The organism is Paraburkholderia solisilvae, from assembly GCF_902859875.1.
Taxonomy (GTDB): Bacteria; Pseudomonadota; Gammaproteobacteria; order Burkholderiales; family Burkholderiaceae; genus Paraburkholderia; species Paraburkholderia solisilvae.
The window spans coordinates 1-20,973 of record NZ_CADIKF010000008.1; the positions used below are offsets into that span (position 1 = coordinate 1).

At 59.3% G+C, this 20,973-nt stretch carries 18 protein-coding genes; 4 read left to right on the forward strand and 14 right to left on the reverse strand.

What is annotated here, in order from left to right; translation table 11 throughout:
- Positions 1-168: 168 nt before the first annotated feature.
- The 7 genes from HV675_RS06970 to HV675_RS07000 all read right to left on the reverse strand — a co-directional run bounded on the left by HV675_RS06970 (position 169) and on the right by HV675_RS07000 (position 9,819).
- Positions 169-600 (reverse strand): nitroreductase family protein, encoded by a 432-nt coding sequence (locus tag HV675_RS06970; protein ID WP_175110148.1) that lies wholly within the window; start codon positions 598-600, stop codon positions 169-171.
- Positions 601-1,165: 565 nt separating this feature from the next.
- On the reverse strand, positions 1,166-2,812 hold the full coding sequence (locus tag HV675_RS06975; RefSeq protein ID WP_217478045.1) for a GMC family oxidoreductase: 1,647 nt from the start codon (positions 2,810-2,812) through the stop codon (positions 1,166-1,168).
- 36 nt (positions 2,813-2,848) lie between these two features.
- Positions 2,849-4,342: an aldehyde dehydrogenase family protein gene (locus HV675_RS06980; protein WP_175110149.1), complete on the reverse strand. Its 1,494-nt coding sequence runs from the start codon at positions 4,340-4,342 to the stop codon at positions 2,849-2,851.
- Between the two features lie 64 nt (positions 4,343-4,406).
- Positions 4,407-5,456: a zinc-dependent alcohol dehydrogenase family protein gene (locus HV675_RS06985; protein WP_175110150.1), complete on the reverse strand. Its 1,050-nt coding sequence runs from the start codon at positions 5,454-5,456 to the stop codon at positions 4,407-4,409.
- Between the two features lie 11 nt (positions 5,457-5,467).
- Positions 5,468-6,910 (reverse strand): MFS transporter, encoded by a 1,443-nt coding sequence (locus HV675_RS06990; protein WP_343056768.1) that lies wholly within the window; start codon positions 6,908-6,910, stop codon positions 5,468-5,470.
- A 28-nt stretch (positions 6,911-6,938) separates the two neighbouring features.
- Entirely contained in the window at positions 6,939-8,435 is a 1,497-nt protein-coding gene (locus HV675_RS06995; protein ID WP_175110151.1) for an aldehyde dehydrogenase family protein, read from the reverse strand.
- Between the two features lie 52 nt (positions 8,436-8,487).
- Complete coding sequence (locus HV675_RS07000) at positions 8,488-9,819, reverse strand: MFS transporter (RefSeq protein ID WP_246270130.1); 1,332 nt, start codon at positions 9,817-9,819, stop codon at positions 8,488-8,490.
- A gap of 244 nt (positions 9,820-10,063) precedes the next feature.
- Between HV675_RS07000 and HV675_RS07005 the strand changes: the two genes are divergently transcribed.
- Positions 10,064-10,969, forward strand: a complete 906-nt coding sequence (locus tag HV675_RS07005) for an NAD(P)-dependent oxidoreductase (protein WP_175110152.1) — start codon at positions 10,064-10,066, stop codon at positions 10,967-10,969.
- A 23-nt stretch (positions 10,970-10,992) separates the two neighbouring features.
- On the opposite strand, the gene HV675_RS07010 is transcribed toward HV675_RS07005, so the two are convergent.
- From HV675_RS07010 to HV675_RS07040, 7 genes are all read right to left on the reverse strand, one after another.
- Positions 10,993-11,517: an FAS1-like dehydratase domain-containing protein gene (locus tag HV675_RS07010; RefSeq protein ID WP_175110153.1), complete on the reverse strand. Its 525-nt coding sequence runs from the start codon at positions 11,515-11,517 to the stop codon at positions 10,993-10,995.
- A 109-nt stretch (positions 11,518-11,626) separates the two neighbouring features.
- A complete protein-coding gene (locus HV675_RS07015) occupies positions 11,627-12,520 on the reverse strand; it encodes a LysR substrate-binding domain-containing protein (RefSeq protein WP_175110154.1) in 894 nt (297 codons plus the stop codon).
- Between the two features lie 206 nt (positions 12,521-12,726).
- The gene (locus HV675_RS07020; protein ID WP_175110155.1) at positions 12,727-13,425 is read right to left on the reverse strand and encodes a ribonuclease activity regulator RraA; all 699 of its coding nucleotides are present in this window, start codon (positions 13,423-13,425) and stop codon (positions 12,727-12,729) included.
- Between the two features lie 96 nt (positions 13,426-13,521).
- Positions 13,522-14,307 (reverse strand): SDR family oxidoreductase, encoded by a 786-nt coding sequence (locus HV675_RS07025; RefSeq protein ID WP_175110156.1) that lies wholly within the window; start codon positions 14,305-14,307, stop codon positions 13,522-13,524.
- Between the two features lie 41 nt (positions 14,308-14,348).
- On the reverse strand, positions 14,349-15,596 hold the full coding sequence (locus HV675_RS07030; RefSeq protein ID WP_175110157.1) for a CaiB/BaiF CoA transferase family protein: 1,248 nt from the start codon (positions 15,594-15,596) through the stop codon (positions 14,349-14,351).
- Between the two features lie 42 nt (positions 15,597-15,638).
- The gene (locus HV675_RS07035; RefSeq protein WP_175110158.1) at positions 15,639-16,592 is read right to left on the reverse strand and encodes a hydroxymethylglutaryl-CoA lyase; all 954 of its coding nucleotides are present in this window, start codon (positions 16,590-16,592) and stop codon (positions 15,639-15,641) included.
- A complete protein-coding gene (locus tag HV675_RS07040; protein WP_246270131.1) occupies positions 16,592-17,095 on the reverse strand; it encodes a hotdog family protein in 504 nt (167 codons plus the stop codon). Before HV675_RS07040 ends, HV675_RS07035 begins: the two co-directional genes overlap by 1 nt.
- A gap of 762 nt (positions 17,096-17,857) precedes the next feature.
- Between HV675_RS07040 and HV675_RS07045 the strand changes: the two genes are divergently transcribed.
- The 3 genes from HV675_RS07045 to ahr all read left to right on the forward strand — a co-directional run bounded on the left by HV675_RS07045 (position 17,858) and on the right by ahr (position 20,933).
- Entirely contained in the window at positions 17,858-18,994 is a 1,137-nt protein-coding gene (locus HV675_RS07045) for a porin (protein WP_175110160.1), read from the forward strand.
- Between the two features lie 358 nt (positions 18,995-19,352).
- Positions 19,353-19,868 (forward strand): nuclear transport factor 2 family protein, encoded by a 516-nt coding sequence (locus HV675_RS07050; RefSeq protein ID WP_217478048.1) that lies wholly within the window; start codon positions 19,353-19,355, stop codon positions 19,866-19,868.
- Between the two features lie 51 nt (positions 19,869-19,919).
- On the forward strand, positions 19,920-20,933 hold the full coding sequence (ahr, locus tag HV675_RS07055) for an NADPH-dependent aldehyde reductase Ahr (RefSeq protein ID WP_175110162.1): 1,014 nt from the start codon (positions 19,920-19,922) through the stop codon (positions 20,931-20,933).
- The last annotated feature ends 40 nt before the right edge of the window (positions 20,934-20,973 follow it).

Here is a 20,973-nt window from a genome sequence, read left to right on the forward strand (position 1 = left end):
TGCTGTAATGCTGGCCCGGATCGGCCCCACAGGCGCCGAGGACCAGCAGAAGCGAGAGCGCGCCGCCGAGCCCGAGCGCGCGCAGAACGCGCGAGGCGTGCCGCGGCTCGTTCGGGGTAGCGTCAACTGGCGCAGACGCCGGTACAGAAGTGGCATGTCCGATGTGATTCATCTGTGCCCCCTCAATATAGGGCGATGACATGCCCGAACATGCCAGACACGACGAGGTACGGTGCGAAGCATTTCAGCCTCGACAAATGGGTTGCGCAGACGTTCCTTGAATGCCGACCACCAGGTCTTGTGCGAATCAGCATCGCTTTGATCGTGCGCCGCCGCGGTGCCGCACACGGCAAACGGATAGGCGGCTTGATTCCGGGCGCCTTCCAATTCGATTTCGCTAAATGGCAAGCGCGTACGTGCCACCAAATGGCGCTGTCGATATTCGGGAGCAAGCCTGTTTGCGTTGCCGTAGGAGCCAAGCGCGATCATCGCGATCACCTCAACGTCGTCTGGAATCTCGAAGTTACGACCGAACTCATTAATGTTGAGGCCGCGCATCTGCTGCAGAGCAAGATCGGACGCGTGCGCCTGCAACGCCATGTTCGCTGGCATCCAGTGATTTGTCAGCGCTTACGTACTCATCTTCGCCGCGTCGCTTCTCGACACTGAAGCGAACGCCGAACCGAGCGATCACCTTTCTCGATACTTTTTTGAGGGTGGCGCCGCTATACAGGTCCGGCGTGACTATATCGATAGTCGCTGACATGGATCAATCCGATTAGAGGGATATCACTATATATACGAAAGTATCATCATACATATAAAAATGTCAACGATGGTTCGCTTGCGGAACTGTGCAATATTGGTTCACGCCCAGGCGTTAAGTTGATGCAAGCGCCATCTGTTTCTTGAGTTTCCCATTTGAAGGCAATAAGTAGCATGCAGATAAACGACAGGGAATCTACCGTTTGTTTAAGACGCTCGTGACCTCATCCTTTCGCGGGGTTTAAACGAGATTCTCAATTGGAAGTTTCATATGAAAGACAAACCGTTTCAGGCACAACGCCTAAGATTGACGTGCTACACGGGCAACTTATAGTAGCAACATGCGGTGTCTTCGCCGCCGGTTCCAAAGGCTAATACGATGCAGCCACCAGGCAGATGCTCAGCCCGTGATCTGGGTCGCCGCCTTTGCCTCGAACGAGCGTCCTGTGACGGCCCCGCTGCCAGCAGCGTGCAGTTCCAGCCAGCGCTCAGCGATCATCATGGTTGCAGCTTGCGGGTTCGCTGACGGCAGCGAGGGCATAACCGAAGCGTCGACGACAGAAAGCCCGTCGACGTGGCGCACGGACAGTCTCTCGTCAACCACCGACTTGCAATCGGATCCCATGCGACAGGTTCCCGCCGGATGGTAAACAGTCGTGCCATTCGTCCTCGAGAATGCCAGCAGCTCATCATCTGGACAACGCTGATCATCGGGAAACCTCGTCGCCAGCACGTAAGACGCAAATGGCTGTGCCCAGCGAATCCGCTGCCCTAGCCTCGCTGCCGCGATAACGGCCTTTCGGTCCTGTTCCGCGCTGAGATAGTTAGGCTGGATCCTCGGAGCGTCGAGCGCATTCGGCGTCTCCAGTCGAATCGTCCCACGACTGTGCGGCCGGCACTGATTGAAACTGAACATAAAGCCCGGCTGCTTCGCAAGCACATAGCTCTTTCCGTCGATATAGAAATTCGTAAAGTGATACTGTGCGTCCGCTTCAACACTCGACGGAGACGTTCGCGCGAAGAGCGTTGCCTCCGTTACGCTGCGAATCAATGGGCCATTCTGCGAAAGCGCATATTGCAGCAACATGCCCGCCTTGCGCATCGGGCTAGCCATGATCTCGTGCAACGTGCCTGCCGGCTTCGTCAAAAATGAGAACCGGGTGGCAAAATGATCCTGGAGGTTTGATCCGACGTCCGGCGAATCGGCGACCATCGCGACGCCAACGTCCTGAAGGTGGTCGACCGGCCCCACGCCGGAGGCAAGCAGCAGTTGCGCAGACCCAATGACGCCGGCACATAGAATTACCCGCTGCGATGCGTCGATACGGAACGACGATCCGTCTGCGCGGCGGCCCTCGACGCCCGTCGCACGCCGCCCCGAGAAATTCACCTTCGTGACGGTCGCGTCGGTGATGATCCGAAGATTTCGGCGCGACATCGCCGGCGCTAGATACGCTCGCGCCGTACTGGATCGAAAGGCCCGGCCAACATTGATCTGTGCCGGCCCCACGCCAAGTATCTGGCCGCTGTTCATATCGCGATTGCGCGGCATCCCGAGCGACTCGCACGCCTCGATAAAGGCTTGTGCGCCCCGGGAAAGACTCGCCGGGTCTCGCACCCGAATCGGGCCAATGCCGCCGCGGGTCTCGCTCTCGCCGCCCTCCCAGCGCTCAAGGCGCCGGAATGCCGGAAGCACAGCCTGGTACGACCAGTCCGGACCGCACGTCTGGGCCCATCGGTCAAAGTCGTGCGACGATCCGCGAAGGAAAACCATTCCGTTCACTTCGCCGGAGCCACCAAGGACCCGGCCACGAGGCCATGGCAATAAACGTCCATTGAGTTGACGTTCCGCATCCGTGCTGAAGCGCCAATGAAAACCGCCCATCTGGAAGAGCCGGCCATATCCGGCAGGAATCCGAAACCAGATATTGCTGTTTTTCGGACCTGCTTCGATCAACGTGACGTTGACCGCCGGATTCTCGGTAAGCCGGGCTGCAAGCAGACAGCCGGCCGTGCCCGCGCCGACAATAACGTAGTCTGGGTTCAACAGGTATCTCCGGATACGCCGCGCCGCTTCTCGCGATCAATCGGTGTTGAGAATCAAGGCCTTGGTCTGCAGGTATTCGTCTACGTGATGGATACCGCCTTCACGCCCATATCCGCTCATCTTGTAGCCGCCGAACGGAACGGACGGATCCATGACGTTGTACGCGTTAACCCACACAGTCCCGGAGCGAATGCGTCGAGCGACCTTGTGGGCCTTGCCCACGTCCGTCGTCCACACGCCGCCGCCCAGACCGAAGATCGTGTCGTTCGCGCGCGACACGACGTCGTCGATCGTGTCGAACGGAATGGCGCTGATCACCGGGCCGAAGATCTCCTCACGCGCGATACGCATGTTATCCGTCACATTGCGGAACACAGTCGGCGCTACGAAGTTGCCTTTGCCGTAAGCGCCTTCGGTTAGCCGTTGTCCGCCTGTGACGGCTTCGGCGCCTTCCTGCGCGCCGATGGTCAGATACTCGGTGACCCGCGCCAGTTGTTCTGCCGACACCAATGGACCCATCTGCGTGTTGATGTCTAGGCCGTTACCCACTCGCATCCTGGAACCGAACTCGGCAACCCTCGCCACGAATTCGTCGTAGATCGAGCGCTCGACGAACATGCGCGTGCCCGCGCAACAAATCTGACCGGCGTTATTGAATGTCGCCATCGCGGCACCGGGCACAGCCTTGTCGAGGTTCGCGTCGGCGAAAATGATATTCGGCGATTTGCCGCCGAGCTCCATCGACAGGCTCTTCACGCTGCCGGCCGAAGCCCGGATAATTTTCTGCCCCGTAAAGTGCGAACCGGTGAACGCAATCTTGTCGACATCTGGGTGCGCCGCCAGCCGCGCGCCCGCCGTCTCGCCGAAGCCCGACACGATATTGACGACGCCCGGCGGAATGCCCGCTTCGAGACACAACTCCCCGATTCGCAGCGGCGTGAGTGGCGCTTCCTCTGCGGGCTTCAGCACCAGCGTGCATCCGGCCGCCAGCGCGACGCTGATTTTCTTGACGGTGGCAAAGAGCGGGCTGTTCCAGGGGATGATTGCTCCCACCACCCCGATCGGCTCTTTCAGTGCGCACGTGAAGAATTCGCCATCCAGTGAATTTTCGATCGTCTCGCCATGAATCGACATCGCTTGCGCGGCGTAATAACGGATCGAACCCACGACACGCTCGCGATTCTGGATACTGCGGCCGATCGGCATGCCCATGTCGAGTGTGTCGAGGATGCACAATTCTTCGTAATGCTTCGACACCAGTTCAGCCAGCGCCAGGATCAGATTCTGCCGCTGGTCGGGCTTAAAGTTGCGCCATGGGCCTTCAAACGCGCGGCGCGCGGCTGCAACCGCGAGATCGATGTCCTGCGCGCCGCCTTCGGATACTCGCGCGAGTATTTCACCGGTGGCCGGATTGGTCGTATCGAAGGTCCCCCCTGCTTTCGCCTCGACCCAGCAACCGTCGATAAACAGCTTCTTCACGGTACCGTCGAGGAATGCGGGATTCGCGTTGAACATCGGATTGGTCGTCATCTGAATTTATCTCCATTGCGGCATGCGGGCGCCCGACGACCGGATTTTTGTCGGACGCTGATCACTACATGAGGAAAACGCCTTTACCCGTCTTGCCCGCTTCGAACATTTCGTAGGCCGACTGAGCGTCGGTCAGTGCATAGTCGTTCGTGAAAATCGCGTCGACATCGACGCCATGGTCAGCCACAAACTCAGCGCACTGAGCCTGACCCACCGTCGAGAACGTCCAGTGGCCGAACACCGTCATCTGTTTGCGCAGCATGTCCGGCCCGACGTTGAGCGTTACCTGACCGCCCGATCCGACAAAGCACGCACTTCCCCACACTTTCGTGCAGCGCACCGCGCTGGCCCGCGCGAGCGGCGAAGCGGACGTATCAAGTGAGCAATCCGCACCGCGCCCATGAGTGAGTTCCTTTACGCGGTCAATCGGATCTTCTTTCAAAGGGTTGATCAGTTCCTGAGCACCGAACTCCGACGCTCGGGCAAGTCGTTCGTCACGGGTGTCAAGCGCGATTACCCGCGCCCCCATGACACTGGCAAGCTGAGTGGCCGACAGGCCAACCGGCCCCTGCCCGAAGATGACGACAGTGTCGCGGCCCGATACCTTGAGGCGTTCGAGGGCTGCGTAGGCCGTCCCGGTACCACAGGAGATCGCAGCGCCGGCGCGGAAGCTCAACGCTTCAGGAAGAATGACGCACGTGTGCGCGGGCACTTTCATGTACGGAGCGTGACCGCCGTGATCGCTCGAACCGTATGCGGCAATGGGCGTGCGCTGGCAAAGCTGCGGCCAGCCGGTAAAGCAGTGTTCGCACGCCCGACAGCCTGAGTAGTGGTGAACCATCACACGGTCGCCCACTTTCACCTGGCGCGAATCGACGCTCTTGCCGACTGCCGCGACGATGCCGCACGGCTCATGACCGGCGATAACCGGCCCGTCGGGCGTCGGCATGCCATTGCTGAACGCTTCTCCAGGCGCCTTACGGTACGCCACCAGATCGCTGCCGCACATGCCCGACGCCTTCATCTGCAGCACGACTTCATCCGGACCCGGCGTCGGGTCCGGGAAATTCATGAGCGTGAGCTTCTTGTCGCCGAGAAATACGATGCCTTCCACTAGCCTCTCCGTCAGTTAGCCAGGCCCGAGCCTGAGTTCATTTCAGCACCTTGATGCGGTTCATCATGCGGCGCGGCTTCCTGTTTGCAGGGCGGCCTCCGGACGAACAGCGCAATGCAGATCGATCCCGACAGCGCGATGACGCCAGCCAGGGCGAAAGCGCTCGTGAAGGATCCTGTCTGTTGCACGATGAATCCGGTCGCCGTGGGCGCCAGGACACCGGCGAAATTGCCGAACATATGAACGTAGCCGCCCACTGCGCCGACCCTTGCCTCTTCGATCATGTCGAGAATGAGCGCCCAGTAGCTATTGGCCGACATATAAAGGAAGAAAATTGAAGTTCCCATCAACGCAACAGCGGACCAGACTGCCGTTGCAAAACCGGCTAGCGCGACACAGACTGCTGCGACAAGAAGACCGATCACCAGCACGATCTTTCTGGCGAACACCGCGCGCCCCGTGATCTTCAGAATCCAGTCGGAAGCAACGCCGCCCGCGATGTATCCGACGAACCCCATCAGCCACGGAAGCATGGACACGCCGCTCATATCCCTGATGCTGAGATGACGCTCCATAGTCAGATAAGACGGGAACCAGCTGAGAAAGAAATACAGCAGGTAGCCGAACCCGAAAAAGGCAAACGCAATCGCCAGCACCGCTGGCTGCCGCAGGTAACTGCCTAGCGACCGTGTTTCGGCATCGACGGGGCGCGCGACCGCATGGTCGCCGCGGACTGCAACGGCTCGCGCGGCGGGGGCATCCTTGCCGATCAGAAGCCAGCCAATGATCCACAAAATCCCAATGGCAGCGATGGCAATGAACGAAACTCTCCAACCATATGAAAGCGCGATCACGCCCACGACCGGTCCGGCGATCGCTCCGCCAAGTGTCGTTCCGGATTGCGCGACGGAAATAGCCATCGCCCGGCGTCGAACCGGAATCCAGTTGCCGATCAGCTTGTTCGCGTTGGAGAGAAACGGCCCTTCGGCCATGCCGAACAGAACCCGGATGACAAGCAGGGAAACAAACGTGGTGGAGGCCGCAGTCAGTCCGCAGAAGAGAGACCACAGCACCATGGCCCAAAGCAGCACACGCTTTGGGCCGAAGCGGTCACCCGCCATCCCGCCAAGAAAACACAGAAGCGAGTAGCCGATAAAGAAGGCGCTAAAAATAATGCCCAGGCTGGACGTGCTCAGATTCAGGTCGCGCAGAATCATCGGAGCCACAATCGACAATGCGGCTCGATCCAGGAAGCTTATTCCCCCCGCTGTGAAAAGCATGACGACCATCACCCAGCCTAACCGTTTCTGCATCTTGTCTCCTCGCTTGATTTTGTATGCGAGCCGTCGCCTGTCATTGTCGAAAACAGCCCCGGCTTTTATGTAGATTAACCATGACGGGGTGCAGCGACAACTGACGAAAGAGGCCTGCGAGACCAGGCAGAGGTTGGTCATGGCCGCACGTCCAGACCGGATCGTGGTACTAGTCAGTATTGACGATGAGCGCTTTGGTCTGCAAAAACTCGTCCACATGATGCATACCGCCCTCTCGCCCATAACCGCTCATTTTGTAGCCACCGAAAGGCACGGCGGGATCGAGCACGTTGTAGGCGTTCACCCAGACCGTACCTGCCCGGATACGGCGCGCGACTTTATGTGCCTTCCCGACGTCACGCGTCCACACGCCGCCGCCGAGCCCGAATATTGTGTCGTTTGCGCGCTGCACCACATCGTCGATCTCGTCGAATGGCAGTGCCGAAATGACCGGGCCAAAGATTTCCTCGCGCGCAATAGTCATGTCGTCCGAGACCTGGCTGAAAACCGTCGGCGCGACGAAGAAGCCTTTGGCGTAGGCACCCTCTGTCAGCCGGCCGCCCCCTGAAGCGGCATTGGCGCCCTCTTCCTGACCACGTTTCAGATAGCCTGTCACACGCTCCAGCTGCTTTTCCGAAACGAGCGGACCCATTTCGGTATCCGGATCCAGACCGTTTCCCACCCGCAAGCTATTGCCAAAGCGAGCGACGCGCGCGACAAACTCGTCGTATATCGATCGCTCGACATACATGCGCGTGCCCGCACAGCAAATCTGGCCAGCATTGTTGAAGACGGCCATAGCCGCACCCGGTACGGCCTTGTCGAGATCGGCATCGGCAAAAATGATGTTCGGCGATTTGCCGCCGAGTTCGATAGAAAGCCGCTTCACATTGCCGGTGGATGCCTGAATGATCTTCTGGCCCGTGAAGTGCGAACCGGTGAATGCCACCTTGTCGACGTCTGGATGCGCCGCGAGATGAGCACCGGCTGTGGCGCCAAAGCCCGTTACCACATTGAGCACGCCCGGCGGAAAACCGGCTTCAAGGCAAAGCTCGGCGAGCCGCAACGGCGTCAACGGCGCTTCCTCCGACGGCTTGAGTACCAGCGTGCAGCCCGTGGCCGCGCATACCGCGATCTTTTTCAACGTCTGGTACAACGGACTGTTCCACGGAATGATCGCACCGACGACGCCGACCGGTTCCTTCAACGCGCAGGTGAAATACTCGCCCTCAAGCGAGTTCTCGATGGTTTCGCCGTGAATCGACATCGCCTGGCCGGCATAGTAGCGAATCGTATTGACCACGCGATGGCGGTTACCGAGGGTGCGTCGCATCGGTACGCCCATATCGAGCGTATCGAGCACACACAATGCTTCGTAGTTCTCTTCGACCAGATCTGCGAGCTTGAGCAGCAGGTTTTGGCGCTGGTTCGGTTTGAACGTGCGCCACGGTCCTTCGAACGCTTTGCGCGCGGCGCGAACTGCCAGATCGATGTCCGCGGCATCGCCTTCGGCGACCCGGCAAAGCAGTTCGCCTGTGGCCGGATTGCGCGTTTCGAAGCTGCGGCCGGCTTGCGCTTCGACCCACGTGTTGCCGATCAGCAACTTCTGCACCTTCCCCTCAAGAGAACCAAGCACCGATCCTGCAATTGGATTGATCGTCGTCATATTAGTTACCAGGGTTTTCAGGAGGACGCGCGGAGCGTCCGCTTGCCATTCGTTACGTCCGGGCGGCCTGGCCGGTCGCATACAACGCTCTCGCCTTCGGCCCACGCGGAACGAGGACTGCGACGCTGACCGAGCCGACCAGTGCAACGCCGCCGGCAAGCAGGAACGCGCTAGTGAATGAACCGGTTGCCTGCACGATAAAACCTGTAATCACCGGAGCGAGCACGCCCGCAAAATTCGCGATCATGTGAATGAAGCCACCGACCGCGCCAACACGCGATGCCTCGACCATGTCGAGAATGATCGCGAAGTAGCAGTTCGCCGATACATAAAGAAAGAATACGGAGAAGCCCATCAAACCGGCGGCCATCGTCGCCGTGGTAGCGTGCCCGGCCAGCGCCACGCACACGCCGGCAACCAGAAGACTGGTGACGAGCGTCATCTTGCGGGCGTACAGCGCGCGACCCGTTTTACGGCATAGCGCATCAGTGACCAGTCCGCCCCCCATGTATCCAAAGAAGCCCATGACCCATGGAATAATCGAGACCGCGCTCATGTCGCTCAGGCTGAGGTGGCGCTCCATCGTCAGATACGACGGGAACCAGCTAAGAAAGAAATACAGCAAATAGGCGAAGCCGAAGTAGCCGACGGCTGTCGCGAGCACCGCCGGGTTGCCGATATACGAGAGAACCGTCTTCTCGTTAGCCATCCTGTCGGGGCTCCTGACGTCCGCTGTGTGCAGTCTGCTCAACGGGCTGTGATCGGGCGTGTCCTTTGCCACGAACATGAATCCGACAGTCCAGACAACGCCAAACAATGCGATGACCGCGAACGATACTCGCCATCCGTGCGAGATCGCCAGATATCCCGCAATCGGTCCCGCGATCGCTCCTCCCAGCGTCGTTCCTGACATCGCGATTGAAAGGCCGGTCGAACGTTGGGTGACGGGGAACCAGTTACAGATAATTTTGCTGGACGTGCTGAGGAACGGCCCCTCTGCCATACCGAAGAACAGCCGGATCACGAGCAACGAGACAAACGATAGGGCAACGCCCGTCAGACCGCAAAAGAGCGACCATAACAGCATCGCGCAAATGAGCACTTTGCGCGGGCCGAATCGATCGGCCGCCATCCCGCCGGCCATACAACACATTGCGTAGCCCGCGAAGAACACACTGAATACGACGCCAAGGCTTGCGGGCGGGAGCTTGAGATCGCGCGCGACAAGCGGTGCAAGAACCGACAGCGCGGCCCGGTCCAGATAGCTGATGCCGCCTCCGATAAACAGCATCGCTGCAATGAGCCACTTCCTACCGCTATCCATGTCGTCTCCTGACGTTTTATTGAATTGTTCGCGGTACGCTCGCTTTACCTGCCCGTTCACGCTGCCTCGCGAGTCCGCCACGTTTCCTCTCAATCTATCCGCGGCATCCGTTGAGGGCAATTAACAAATCAGTGCCATACGCAGAACAATTTGTTGGTCGGACTCTCGCGCCTGCTAGCGCGTTGTCGATGACCCACGTCGAAGGTGCTCATGGAGCAGCTAAACGTTGGGTGCGATGAAGTGGGTCCGATGCTACATTTGGCGCGGCAGGCGCAAACGGATTGGCACAACGCGAGGAGACGTCATGGCGATACAGGTCAATGGTGTAGTCGTGAAGAAATTGGGATTCATCGGTCTCGGCGCGATGGGCGAGGCAATGTGCCGAAACCTCGCCGCGCGGGCCGCAATGCCTGTGCTCGGCTACGACCTGCGTTCAGAGCCGCTGCAACGACTCGCCGAAGCGGGGGTAGAAGCTTGCGGCTCGATTGCAGAGATAGCGCTTGAATGTGAACTCGTGTTTATTTGCCTCGCAAGCGACCAACAGGTCGACACCGTCTGCTTCGGTAGCGACGGCGCGATACAGCGAGCGTCGAACGTGAAAGTCATTGTCGACTGCGGAACGACATCGGTTGCTTTCACTCGCGATGCGGCGGCCCGTTGTCGTGAGTTGGGCATCGTATGGATCGATGCACCGATTGCTCGCGGAAGGGAAGGCGCGCAACGGGGCACGCTGGCTTTCATGGTCGGCGCGAAGCGGGACGTCTTCGAAGCGGTTACCCCACTGCTCTCTGCGATGGGAACCGATGTCATTTTCTGCGGCGATGTCGGTTGCGGCCAGATCGTGAAAATTCTCAATAACAAAGTGGTGCTTCAGCAGGTGCACGCACTCGCCGAGGCACTCACGATCGGAGAATCGCTCGGCGTGAACGGCAACGTGCTTTTCGATTCGTTTGCCAAGGGCTCGGCCGACTGTAAGGCCTTGCATGCCCAAGGCACGCATCACCTTCTGACGGGTAATTTCCCCCCGCGGACCTTTTCCACGCTGTACGCCCTCAAAGACATCGGCCACGCGATTCAGCTTGCCGACGAAGCTCAGGTTAACGCCGGTCTGGCGCGAAGCACACGCGACCTGCTCGAACGGTCGCGCGATGCCGGCCACGAGGAGGACTACTACCCCGTCTTCGTGAAGTTGCTTCACCGTCCCTACTGACTCATGCAATTGTGCAACCGGCGCTATCGCCGGATTTGCACGCGCCGATAGCGCAGAACCAGATGACTGTCACGGTCGATGAAGTCACATTCGTACTGCACGAAGATTGCCCACCCGGACATGGTTTCGCGCTCGGTGATGCCTTTATAGCGAGCAATGAGGAAGATCTCTTCGCCGTGGTTCACGTAACGAATGAACTCGACTTCGGTACCGCCATTGACAATCGGGCTGCCGACCAGCGGAAGCGGCGGCAATCCGAAACTCGACGAGCCGACCACACCATCGAAATCCGGATCGTTCGCTCGCTCATGCAAAAGATCCTGGGCGCCGAACGGCAGTCGCAACATCGCAGATGGAAATAGCGGAGGCGCCACCGGCGTGCGGTAACGCGTCGAAGCCGCGTATTCCGGGTCCATGTAGATAGGATCCGGGTCCATCACGGCTTGAGCGTAGCGCCGAACAGCGCCGCGCTCGACAACATCGCAGCATCGCTGAACTTCTGTCTCGATGCCGATCATGCTACGGATTTCTTCGGTCAGTCTTGGCATATCTTGCAAGCTCCTATACGTAATGGCATGCAAGAAATCTACCGACTGCGCGACGCGGGGACAACAGAGAATAGGGTCGCCCATGCCCGATCAAAAGTTATTCGTCGCGCTACCGCAAAGGTTGGGCTTGCTCGAGCAGCCATCGCAGGAAAGCGTCCGTAGCAGCGGAGGTGGGACGGTGGGACGGGCGTACGATGTAGTAGCCTCCAGGGCTTCGATAGACATGCCCGAATGGCGAGACAAGCTGGCCGGAATCCAGATGATGTTGCACGAGCTCCTGAATACCCATCGCCACGCCCATGCCGCCCAAAGCAGCATCAAAGGCCATGGCCGAATTTTCGAATCGCAACCCTCGCGTCGTGACGACCGTATGGCATCCTGCGCTATCGACCCAGGCATCCCACGCACACGGGCGCGACAGCGAGTGCAGCATCGTGAAGCGCCCCACGTCCTCCGGAGTAAGGGGTTCGCTCACATCCGCAAGTAACGCGGGACTGCAAACCGGAAGCAGGTGACAGGGCGTGAGAAATTCGCTTGTCTGCGTCTGCGGATCGCCAGGCGCCGACGCGATGACGGCATCCAGATTTTGCCGGGCAAAGTTGACCGGCTCGAGCGATGCGGTCAGACGCACTTCGATCTCGGGATGCGCCTTGCGAAACGCCGCGAGTCTCGGGATCAACCACCATTGTGCGAAGGTCGTGTAACACTGCACTGAAACGACATTGCGACGCCCGCGCATGCTGACCTGCGAAACAGCGCGTTCGAGTTCGGAAAACGCGACGGTCAAGCCGGACATCAACCTCGCGCCTTCTGCCGTCAACTGGAGCGAGCGTGCGCCACGCTCGAATAGCGCAACCTCGAGATATTCCTCGAGCACAGCAACCTGGCGGCTGACTGCAACCTGGCTCACACTCAGTTCTCTAGCGGCCAGCGTGAAGCTCAGGTGACGCGCTGCCGCCTCGAATGAGCGAAGCGGATTGAGTGGCGGTAGCACCCTACGCATACTGACAATGTCTCCCTCTCACTAGCCTGTTTGTTATCGTAAGCGATTAGCATCTATTTCTCCAGAGCCGCTCGCGCTTCTCCGGCTTTACCCTAGTTCTTGAGCGGCACATTCATATGCAGCCGGTCGGGGTTTCCACCGATCACCATGCGCTACCTGATGACGGGTACACACAAGCCCGCGTGACGGTCGCGGCCTGGCTCTTTTCAGAGGTTTCCAGCCTCGTAGCGGCGACGCGTTTCCTCGCTCATCGGATAAAGGCCGGCAAGCGCGCCGCCTTTCTGTACTTCCGCAAGAATCCACGCTTCCTGACGTTCCTGTTCGACGCCTACCTTGACGACCTCGTCGACGAGCGCCGCCGGGATGACAACGGCGCCATCGTCGTCGGCGACGATGATGTCGCCGGGCAGCACGGCGACACCACCGCAGGTGATGGGCTCCTGCCAGCCCACAAAATGCATGAACGAAACCGCAGGCGGCGCCGCGACGCCCGCGGCCCAAACATTGAAGTCCAACGCGCGAATCCCCACCGCGTCACGAACTGCGCCGTCAGTGAGGAGCGCCTGGACGCCACGCGCCTGCATACGGGCGATCAGGATATCGCCCACGGCGCCGGCGTCCAGACATCCGCCCGCCTCGACCACCGCGATGGACCCGTCGGGCATTGCCTCTACGCAGGCTCGCGTCGACTTTGGCGAACTCCATGCAGCTGGCGTACACAGATCTTCCCGATAGGCGATGAAACGCATCGTGAACGCGGACCCGACTGCACGGACTCCGTTGCCGAACTGATGCCGGACTCCGCGCATCCAGACATTGCGTAGACCCTGTTTGAACAGGATAGTCGTGATGGTGCCGGTTGAAATCTGCTGGAGTTGTCCGCGGCGGTAATGGTCGAGTGTCATCTGCTATTCCTTTGGAAAAAGGAAGGCCGGCAACCCTCACCGGCCTTCGAGAATGGTCGCCTGAACGCGTAGCGTGACGTTTTTTCCGGCGCCCGCTCAGACGTTGGCCAGCATTCCGCCATCCACACGAATCACCGACCCTGTGATGTACGTGGCCCGCTCGCTAGCCAGGAAAGCGATGCAGTCCGCGTACTCGTCGGGCTTTCCATAGCGCTTCATCGGAATGCTTGCGGTGCTTGCCGCGGCGACGGCCTCCGCGCTCGTGCCGTCGCGCTTTGCTTTGGCTTCGTCCAGCTCGACAATCCGGCGCGTGGCAATGCGTCCCGGCACGACGACGTTACAGGTGATCCCATCACACGCGACTTCACGCGCCAATGTCTTCGACCAGCCGACGAGCGCCGAGCGCAACGCGTTGGAGAGGCCGAGGTTCGGAATCGGCGCGATCACGCCCGACGAAGCGCTTGTGACAATGCGCCCCCACTTGCGCTCACGCATCCCCGGCAACAGACGATCAGTCAGCGAAATCACCGACAACACCATCTCGCGAAAGTGTTTCTCCCAGGACTCGCCTGGCTGGCCCGATACCAGTGTGGGCGGCGGGCCACCCGTGTTGTTCACCAGGATGTCGATATTGCGGAAGCCCTCGGGCAAGCCCGCATATAACTCGTCGAAGGCGCCCTGCTCTCCGAGATTCCAGACGGCGGTATGGCTGGTTCCGCCGGTCTGCGCGATCAGCCTCGCCGTTTCATCGACGCTCGCTTGATGAACATCGCCCAACAGACAACGTGCGCCGTTTTCCGCCAGCCTGAGCGCGATCGCGCGTCCGAGTCCACCTCCGGCGCCCAGCACAAGTGCGGTTCGGCCTTCAATTCGAAGGTTCATGGTCGTTGTGGTTCAAGTGGTTGATGATTCGTATAGGGGCATTACGCCGGGCCACCGGACACGGCAGATTCCGCACCGATGTGAACTGCGCCGCTTGACGCCAGAGCGTCGATTTCTTCGGTCGAGTAGCCCAGTTTTGCGAGGATTGCCGCGGTGTCCTCCCCGACGTTTTTCTTACCCAGCCAGCGCATCTGTGCGCGATTTCTGGAAAACTTGGGCACGACATCCTGGATGCGGACCTCGCCAAGCACAGGGTCTCGCATGGTTGCCAACGTACCGCGCTCGCGAACGTGCGGGTCGGCAAAGATCTGCTCGACATCGCACACCGGGCCTGCCACGACTTCCGCGGCCCGGAAAGTCGCAAGCACTTCTTCTTGCGTCCGCTCGGCCACCCAGCTTGCAATCGCGCCGTCGCACTCGTCGATGCGCTTGACGCGGTGCGGATTCGTCGCGAGGCCCGGATCATCGGCAAGATCCGGCCGGCCGATCGCGCGAAACAATCGTTTGGCCACCGAGTTGGCCGCACTGGAAACGGCCACCCAACGATTGTCTCTGGTCAGGTACGCATTGCGGGGAACACTCCAGTTCGAGCGATTGCCGTGACGCGTGGCGACATATCGCAGTTGATCGTAGTCGATCACCATCGCGCCCATCAACGACAGCATCGGCTCGTAGAGACTCAAATCGATCTCGTCGCCGCGGTTGTCCCGGTTACGCGCATGAAGTGCGGCAAGCACCGCATAAGCACCTGTGATCGCCGCCACGCCGTCGGCAATCGGAAACATCGGCAGAGACGGCGGTGCGTCCGGCAGACCGATCGTATGCGCAAAGCCGCTAAACGCTTCGGCCAGCGTGCCCATGCCGGGACGCTCGCGATAAGGACCGGTCTGGCCGTATCCGCTGATGTGCAGCATGATCAAGCCGGGGTTGGTCTTCGCCAGATCGTCGTAACGAAAGCCCCATTCCGCCATCCGGCCCGGCCGGAAATTCTCGATCAGAATGTCCGCACCGTCGATCAGGCGGAGCAAAACATCGCGGCCCGCTTCGGTGCGAATGTCTACCGCCGCAAGTTGCTTATTGCGCGCGGTGACTCGCCACCACAGCGGTTCGCCATCGCGAAACCTCCCCACGCGACGCACTTCGTCGCCCTTGGGGTGTTCCACCTTGATCACGGTCGCGCCCAGATCGGCGAGCAGCGTGCCCACCAACGGCCCCGCAAATAGCATCCCGACATCGACTACCGTAAGACCGCTCAAGGGACCCGTCGACGCGTTTGTTGTCTCGCTCATTTTGTTTTTTTCACCGGTTGATGCGTTGATCTCGTCATATCGTCAAAGCGCACGGCGCAAGTCATCGAGGCTGCCGCCGCGCATGACCGAGCCGGGAAGCGGATGCCCGACGATCTCTTCGGCCAGTTGGGCTGCCTCGATTAGCTTGCCCAGATCGAGACCCGTCTCGATGCCGAGTTCCTCGCACATGAATGCAAAGTCTTCCGTGCACAGGTTGCCCGCAGCGCCCTTGTGCGCGGCGAAAGGGCAACCGCCCAAGCCGCCGATGGACGCATCGAACCGCGACACGCCAGCGTGCAGTCCTGCCAGCGCATTGGCCATACCGAGCCCACGCGTGTTGTGCAGATGAAGAATAATTTCGGTATCCGGATATTTATCCTGGAACGCCGTCACCTTCTCGGTCACCATCGCCGGATGGGCCCAGGCCATCGTGTCCGCCAGCACAAATGTCTTGAGCTTCAGCCCGAATTCATCGGCAATAGCAAACGCATCTGCTGCGCCTTTCATCATCAGGTCAGTACTGATGTCGCCTTCAAAGTTGCATCCAAAAGCGGCTTGCAGTCCACCGTGCTCGACAGGCACGCCGTGGTCGAGATAAGCGCGCACCTGCTCGCGATGCGAGGCCAGGTTTTCTTCAGGCGTGGTTTTTTGATTACGCATCAGGAACGCGGGCGATGCGCACAACACCAGACGACCTCGCACGTCAAGCCGATCGGTCGCAAGCGCGCGACGGAAGCCCTGCTCATTGAGCCAAAGCGCCGTGTAACGCACGCCGTCGGTGCGACGGAATCCGGCGACAACCTCGGCCGCGTCCGCCGCGCCAGGCACACGCTTCGGATTCACGAACGACGTGACCTGGATCTGTTTGAGACCCGTGGTCGAAAGCTTGTCGATCAGTTCGATCTTGCGCGCCGTCGGAATCTGGGCGCCTTCAATCTGAAAACCTTCGCGCGGCCCTTCCTCATTGATCCGCACAGCCTTGGGAAATCCGCTCATCAGAATGCTCCGGCGAAATCGACAGGCGGCACGAACGGATACGGCACGCGTTTGCCGCGATAGGGAAGTGCGACGATGGCCTTGCCAGGCGTCGACTCACGGCCCTCTTCGTTGACAATGCCGAGCTCGAGTTCTACAAGCCCGTACTCCTTCAGTTCATGCGTTGTCGTCACACGCGACCAGACCCAGAGCGACGTGCCCGCAACGTCCATCTTCCGAAACTGGAAGGACACCTTCCAGACCCATCCATTGAGACCGACCCAATCCTTCAATGCTTGCACGATGAAGTTCTGCTTGAACGATCCGTTGACAAGCAACCCTGGCAGCTTGTCATGTGTGATCGAAAATTTTTCGTCGTAGTGAATGCGATGCCAGTTTTCCATTGCTGCCGACCATCGCATCAGATGCATGGTGGTCAATGGCGCCTTGGCGAGGCGCGGAGGTTCATCGCCGACCGATACATCTTCGAAATGCAGTTGCACCGCCTTGATGCTTGTGCTCACATCGATCTCCATTTTGTTTGCGCGACACGATGCCGACCGTCCGGTGCAAGGTGTCTCACTATCAACAGGATTCGCCCGTGCATCGGTGGGTGAGAATCGCTGCAGTCAGGGGAAAATATAACGACCCGCCTGCGCAGCAACAACCAACAAAGCAGTGCGCGAAGATAGAGAAAATGTTGGTCATTAGAGAAGGCGGCGGCGGTGGCCTCTGGCTCGAACCGGCTAGCCGGCGGATGGCCAATTTTTTGTAGGTCATGGCTCACAGTTTTGTCATTTGTGGGGTTGTGCAACACCGCTTACGATCGAACTGTGTGATCTCCGGCCCATCGTCGATTCGATTCATTCCGGATGAGAGCGCTCTAATACATAACTAAACGGAGACTATCGTGACCGCATTGATATGCATGGCGTTGCCCTTTCTCGTGAGCGTCGAATGGATGCGTGCAATCTCGGTATTCGATTCGAACACACCCGGCGATCTTCGAGGCGCCGCCCCTGCGCCTCGCCCTAAGACAGCCGCCCCACTACAGGCGCGAAGATAAAGTCAATCTGACCGTCTCGCGGTCGAGTCGTCCGTTACGTTGATCTGATTGAAGCACTGAGTACTCGCCTCACTGCAACTACGCTTCGAGAGTGGCCAGACGATCCCATTGATATTTCAATGAGCCATTTTGAGAACCGGTTCAAATAATCAGGTATGCGAATTATTACGGAAATCGATAAATATTGGGCCAACCCATGCAACCTCGCGACACTCACTTAATGAAAAAAGTTCTCGTTCTTGCAGCAAGCTCGGTGGCGGCGACCTCGGTGTTTGCACAAAGCATGGTCACCCTGTATGGGACCATGGACGATAGTTTTGCGTATAGCAGCAATCAATCAGGCCAACACGACTATCAAATGAGTCAAGGAGGTCTCGGCAGCAGCAAGTGGGGACTCTTGATCAAGGAAGATCTGGGCAGTGGCTACAGCGCCGTTGCGCGGATGGAGAACGGGTTCGACGCCAACTCAGGCAAGTTGAACAACAATGGGCGGCTCTTTGGTCGTCAGACATATGTCGGCCTGAGTGGACCATTTGGCAGTGTCCTGCTGGGTCGCCAATATGACCTCGTCGCGGATGCTTTGCTGTTCGCCTCGTCTTCGCTGAAGTTTGCCGGTATCTGGGGGGCTCACGTAAACGATGTCGACAATATCTGGTGCAGCTATTCCCTTAGCAACTCGATCAAGTACCTCTCGCCCACCTTCGCGGGCTTCCGCGCGTCCGCTTTGTTCAGTTTTGGAGGAGTGCCGGGCGACTTTTCTTCCGGCAAGAAGGAATCGGTGAGCCTGTCTTATAACTATCAGTCATTCGATAGCAGCGTGGTGTTTTCACGCATCAATAATCCGGCGACCTCGATCTACGACGCCACCGCGCAGCCGGTTTCCGGCGGTTCGTTCGCCAACACCATCACTGTTCCCGCGTTCTCCGGATATGCGTCCGCCCAAAAGCTGCAGGTCATCGGGGCCGCACTGAACTACAAGTTCTGGGGAGCCTCGATCGGCGCCGAGTACACGAACACCCGCTTCCAGGATGTGGTGAGGACTTCGAGCACACCGTTCGCGGGCACCGCAACTTTCAATACTTTCGATCTCAATGCGACCTATCTCATCACCCCAACTGTGCAAGTGGGAGCGGGTTACACCTACAGCAAGGCTGAGACTGCCCGCTACGGCCAACTCAACCTCGGCGCGCAATATTACCTGTCAAAGCAGACGCTACTTTATCTCGTTGGCGCCTGGCAACATGCGACCGGAACGGACTCGACGGGTAAGACGGCTGTCGCTCAAATCTATGGCCTTTCGCCGTCGTCGACTTCGAACCAGCTTGGACTTAGGGTAGGCATCCGGCATAACTTCTAGCGCCTCGCCTTCCATGCTGTCGATACGCGGGGCACCGCTCAATCCGCAGGCCCGCGCACACCGTTATTGGAATCTGATTCAGCACGGCTTTGCGAGCTCATCGGACGCGGCGCGAAAACTCGCGTGACGGACGACCGCCATGGAGGCAGTGAGTTCGGTCAGGCTTGGACGCTCATTCATGGCGTTTTACCATCAGTTCATGCAAATTTTGGCGTATAGACCCGTCAATCGCACCCACCTATAGTCCCAAGCAGACAACGGACAGCTCAAAGCCAATCGCAGCCGATATTGCGATTCGAGCTTCCCGCCCGAGGACCCGCTTCGCTTGCATACAAGTGCCAACCCGATGACTCGACGCATGACCGCGCCTCTGCTGGCAATGCTTTTCATCGCGACGGTGCTTGCCGGTCGAGTCCTTGCCGAATCTCCTTTCCATTTAAACAGGACAATGGCTTCATCAAACAGAGCGGCAGTCGAATCCATGTTCAACGCATGGATGGCCGGCGACAGTAGCGCCTTTCCGTTGCTCCTCAGCGACGATATCGAGTGGACCATCACGGGCAACTCGCTCGCCGCCGGAACGACGCGGGGACGCACCGAACTGATGGCGAAAGTGCTAGGTCCGTTCGGCGCACGTTTTGTGCACTCCGGCGACGGTTTTCGCCCACGCCACATCCACGGCGTGTATGCGGACGGCGACACGGTCGTCGTTCATTTCGACGCGGCTGGCACCGCCAACGACGGCAAGCCTTACTCGAACAGCTATGTGTGGTTACTGACGATGAACAACGGGAAGATCGTCCGGGCGACCGCGTTCTTTGACAGCATTGCATTCGATGACTTCTGGCGACGCGTGCAGCCGGCGCAGAACTGAACGCCGACCTTCCCTCGTCCTTACCGATCGAAGCCGTCAGGAAAAAATAGAATGACTACCGTCAACGCATACGCTGTTTCTCAACCGAAGGGACGCCTCGTCCCGTTTCAGTATGAACTCGGGCCGCTGGCCGCGAGCCAGATCGACATCCGGGTAGAGTCATGCGCGCTCTGCCACTCCGATCTGTCGATGATCGACAACGAGTGGGGCATCAGCTCCTACCCGCTCGTGCCCGGCCATGAAGTGATCGGCACCATCGCCGCCGTGGGTGCAAACGTCACGACCCTGGCGGTCGGACAGCGAGTCGGGCTGGGCTGGTTCAGTTCGAGCTGCATGCATTGCCGACAGTGCATGAGGGGCGACCACAACCTTTGCCCATCGGCCGAATCGACGATCATCGGCCGCTTCGGCGGGTTCGCCGACCGGATTCGCTGCCACTCGTCGTGGGCGATCGCCCTGCCATCCGGTGTCGATGCCGACAGTGCCGGCCCGCTCTTCTGCGGCGGCATCACCGTGTTCAATCCCATCGTACAGTTCGACGTAAAGCCGACGCATAAGGTCGGCGTCATCGGCATCGGTGGACTTGGGCACCTCGCGCTGCAGTTTCTGAACAGATGGGGATGCGAGGTGACGGCCTTCACTTCCTCCGCCAGCAAGACAGAAGAAGCACGACGGTTGGGTGCCCATCACGTCATCGACTCCGGCGACAGCAAACGCATGCAGGCACTCGCGGGACAGTTCGATTTCATTCTGAACACGACGAACGTCAGCCTGGACTGGCCAACCTACCTCAATGCATTGGCGCCTCGCGGTCGCTTGCATACCGTGGGCGTGGTCACCGAGCCGATCGGTGTGCCAGGTCTTTTGATGAATCTGGGGCAACGCAGCCTCTCGGGTTCCCCGATAGGCAGTCCGGCAACAGTTGACGACATGTTGCAATTTTGTGCGCGCCACCAGATCAACCCGCTTATCGAGCAATTCCCGATGTCTCAGCTCAATGAAGCATTCGATCGCCTGCGTTCCGGGGCCGCACGCTATCGCGTTGTCGCCAGGAATGATATGTAGGGCAATCGCTCTGACGCTCATCATGCAAGTGAACGGCATA

What these genes read in the sequence shown, in the direction of transcription:
- HV675_RS06980 (WP_175110149.1), bottom strand. Translation starts at nt 4,342, where the DNA reads ATGACGACCAATCCGATGTTCAACGCGAATCCCGCATTCCTCGACGGT.
- HV675_RS06970 (WP_175110148.1), bottom strand. Translation starts at nt 600, where the DNA reads ATGGCGTTGCAGGCGCACGCGTCCGATCTTGCTCTGCAGCAGATGCGC.
- HV675_RS06995 (WP_175110151.1), bottom strand. Translation starts at nt 8,435, where the DNA reads ATGACGACGATCAATCCAATTGCAGGATCGGTGCTTGGTTCTCTTGAG.
- HV675_RS07015 (WP_175110154.1), bottom strand. Translation starts at nt 12,520, where the DNA reads ATGCGTAGGGTGCTACCGCCACTCAATCCGCTTCGCTCATTCGAGGCG.
- HV675_RS07050 (WP_217478048.1), top strand. Translation starts at nt 19,353, where the DNA reads ATGACCGCGCCTCTGCTGGCAATGCTTTTCATCGCGACGGTGCTTGCC.
- ahr (WP_175110162.1), top strand. Translation starts at nt 19,920, where the DNA reads ATGACTACCGTCAACGCATACGCTGTTTCTCAACCGAAGGGACGCCTC.
- HV675_RS07025 (WP_175110156.1), bottom strand. Translation starts at nt 14,307, where the DNA reads ATGAACCTTCGAATTGAAGGCCGAACCGCACTTGTGCTGGGCGCCGGA.
- HV675_RS07045 (WP_175110160.1), top strand. Translation starts at nt 17,858, where the DNA reads ATGAAAAAAGTTCTCGTTCTTGCAGCAAGCTCGGTGGCGGCGACCTCG.
- HV675_RS07035 (WP_175110158.1), bottom strand. Translation starts at nt 16,592, where the DNA reads ATGAGCGGATTTCCCAAGGCTGTGCGGATCAATGAGGAAGGGCCGCGC.
- HV675_RS07020 (WP_175110155.1), bottom strand. Translation starts at nt 13,425, where the DNA reads ATGACACTCGACCATTACCGCCGCGGACAACTCCAGCAGATTTCAACC.
- HV675_RS07030 (WP_175110157.1), bottom strand. Translation starts at nt 15,596, where the DNA reads ATGAGCGAGACAACAAACGCGTCGACGGGTCCCTTGAGCGGTCTTACG.
- HV675_RS07005 (WP_175110152.1), top strand. Translation starts at nt 10,064, where the DNA reads ATGGCGATACAGGTCAATGGTGTAGTCGTGAAGAAATTGGGATTCATC.
- HV675_RS06990 (WP_343056768.1), bottom strand. Translation starts at nt 6,910, where the DNA reads ATGACCAACCTCTGCCTGGTCTCGCAGGCCTCTTTCGTCAGTTGTCGC.
- HV675_RS07010 (WP_175110153.1), bottom strand. Translation starts at nt 11,517, where the DNA reads ATGCCAAGACTGACCGAAGAAATCCGTAGCATGATCGGCATCGAGACA.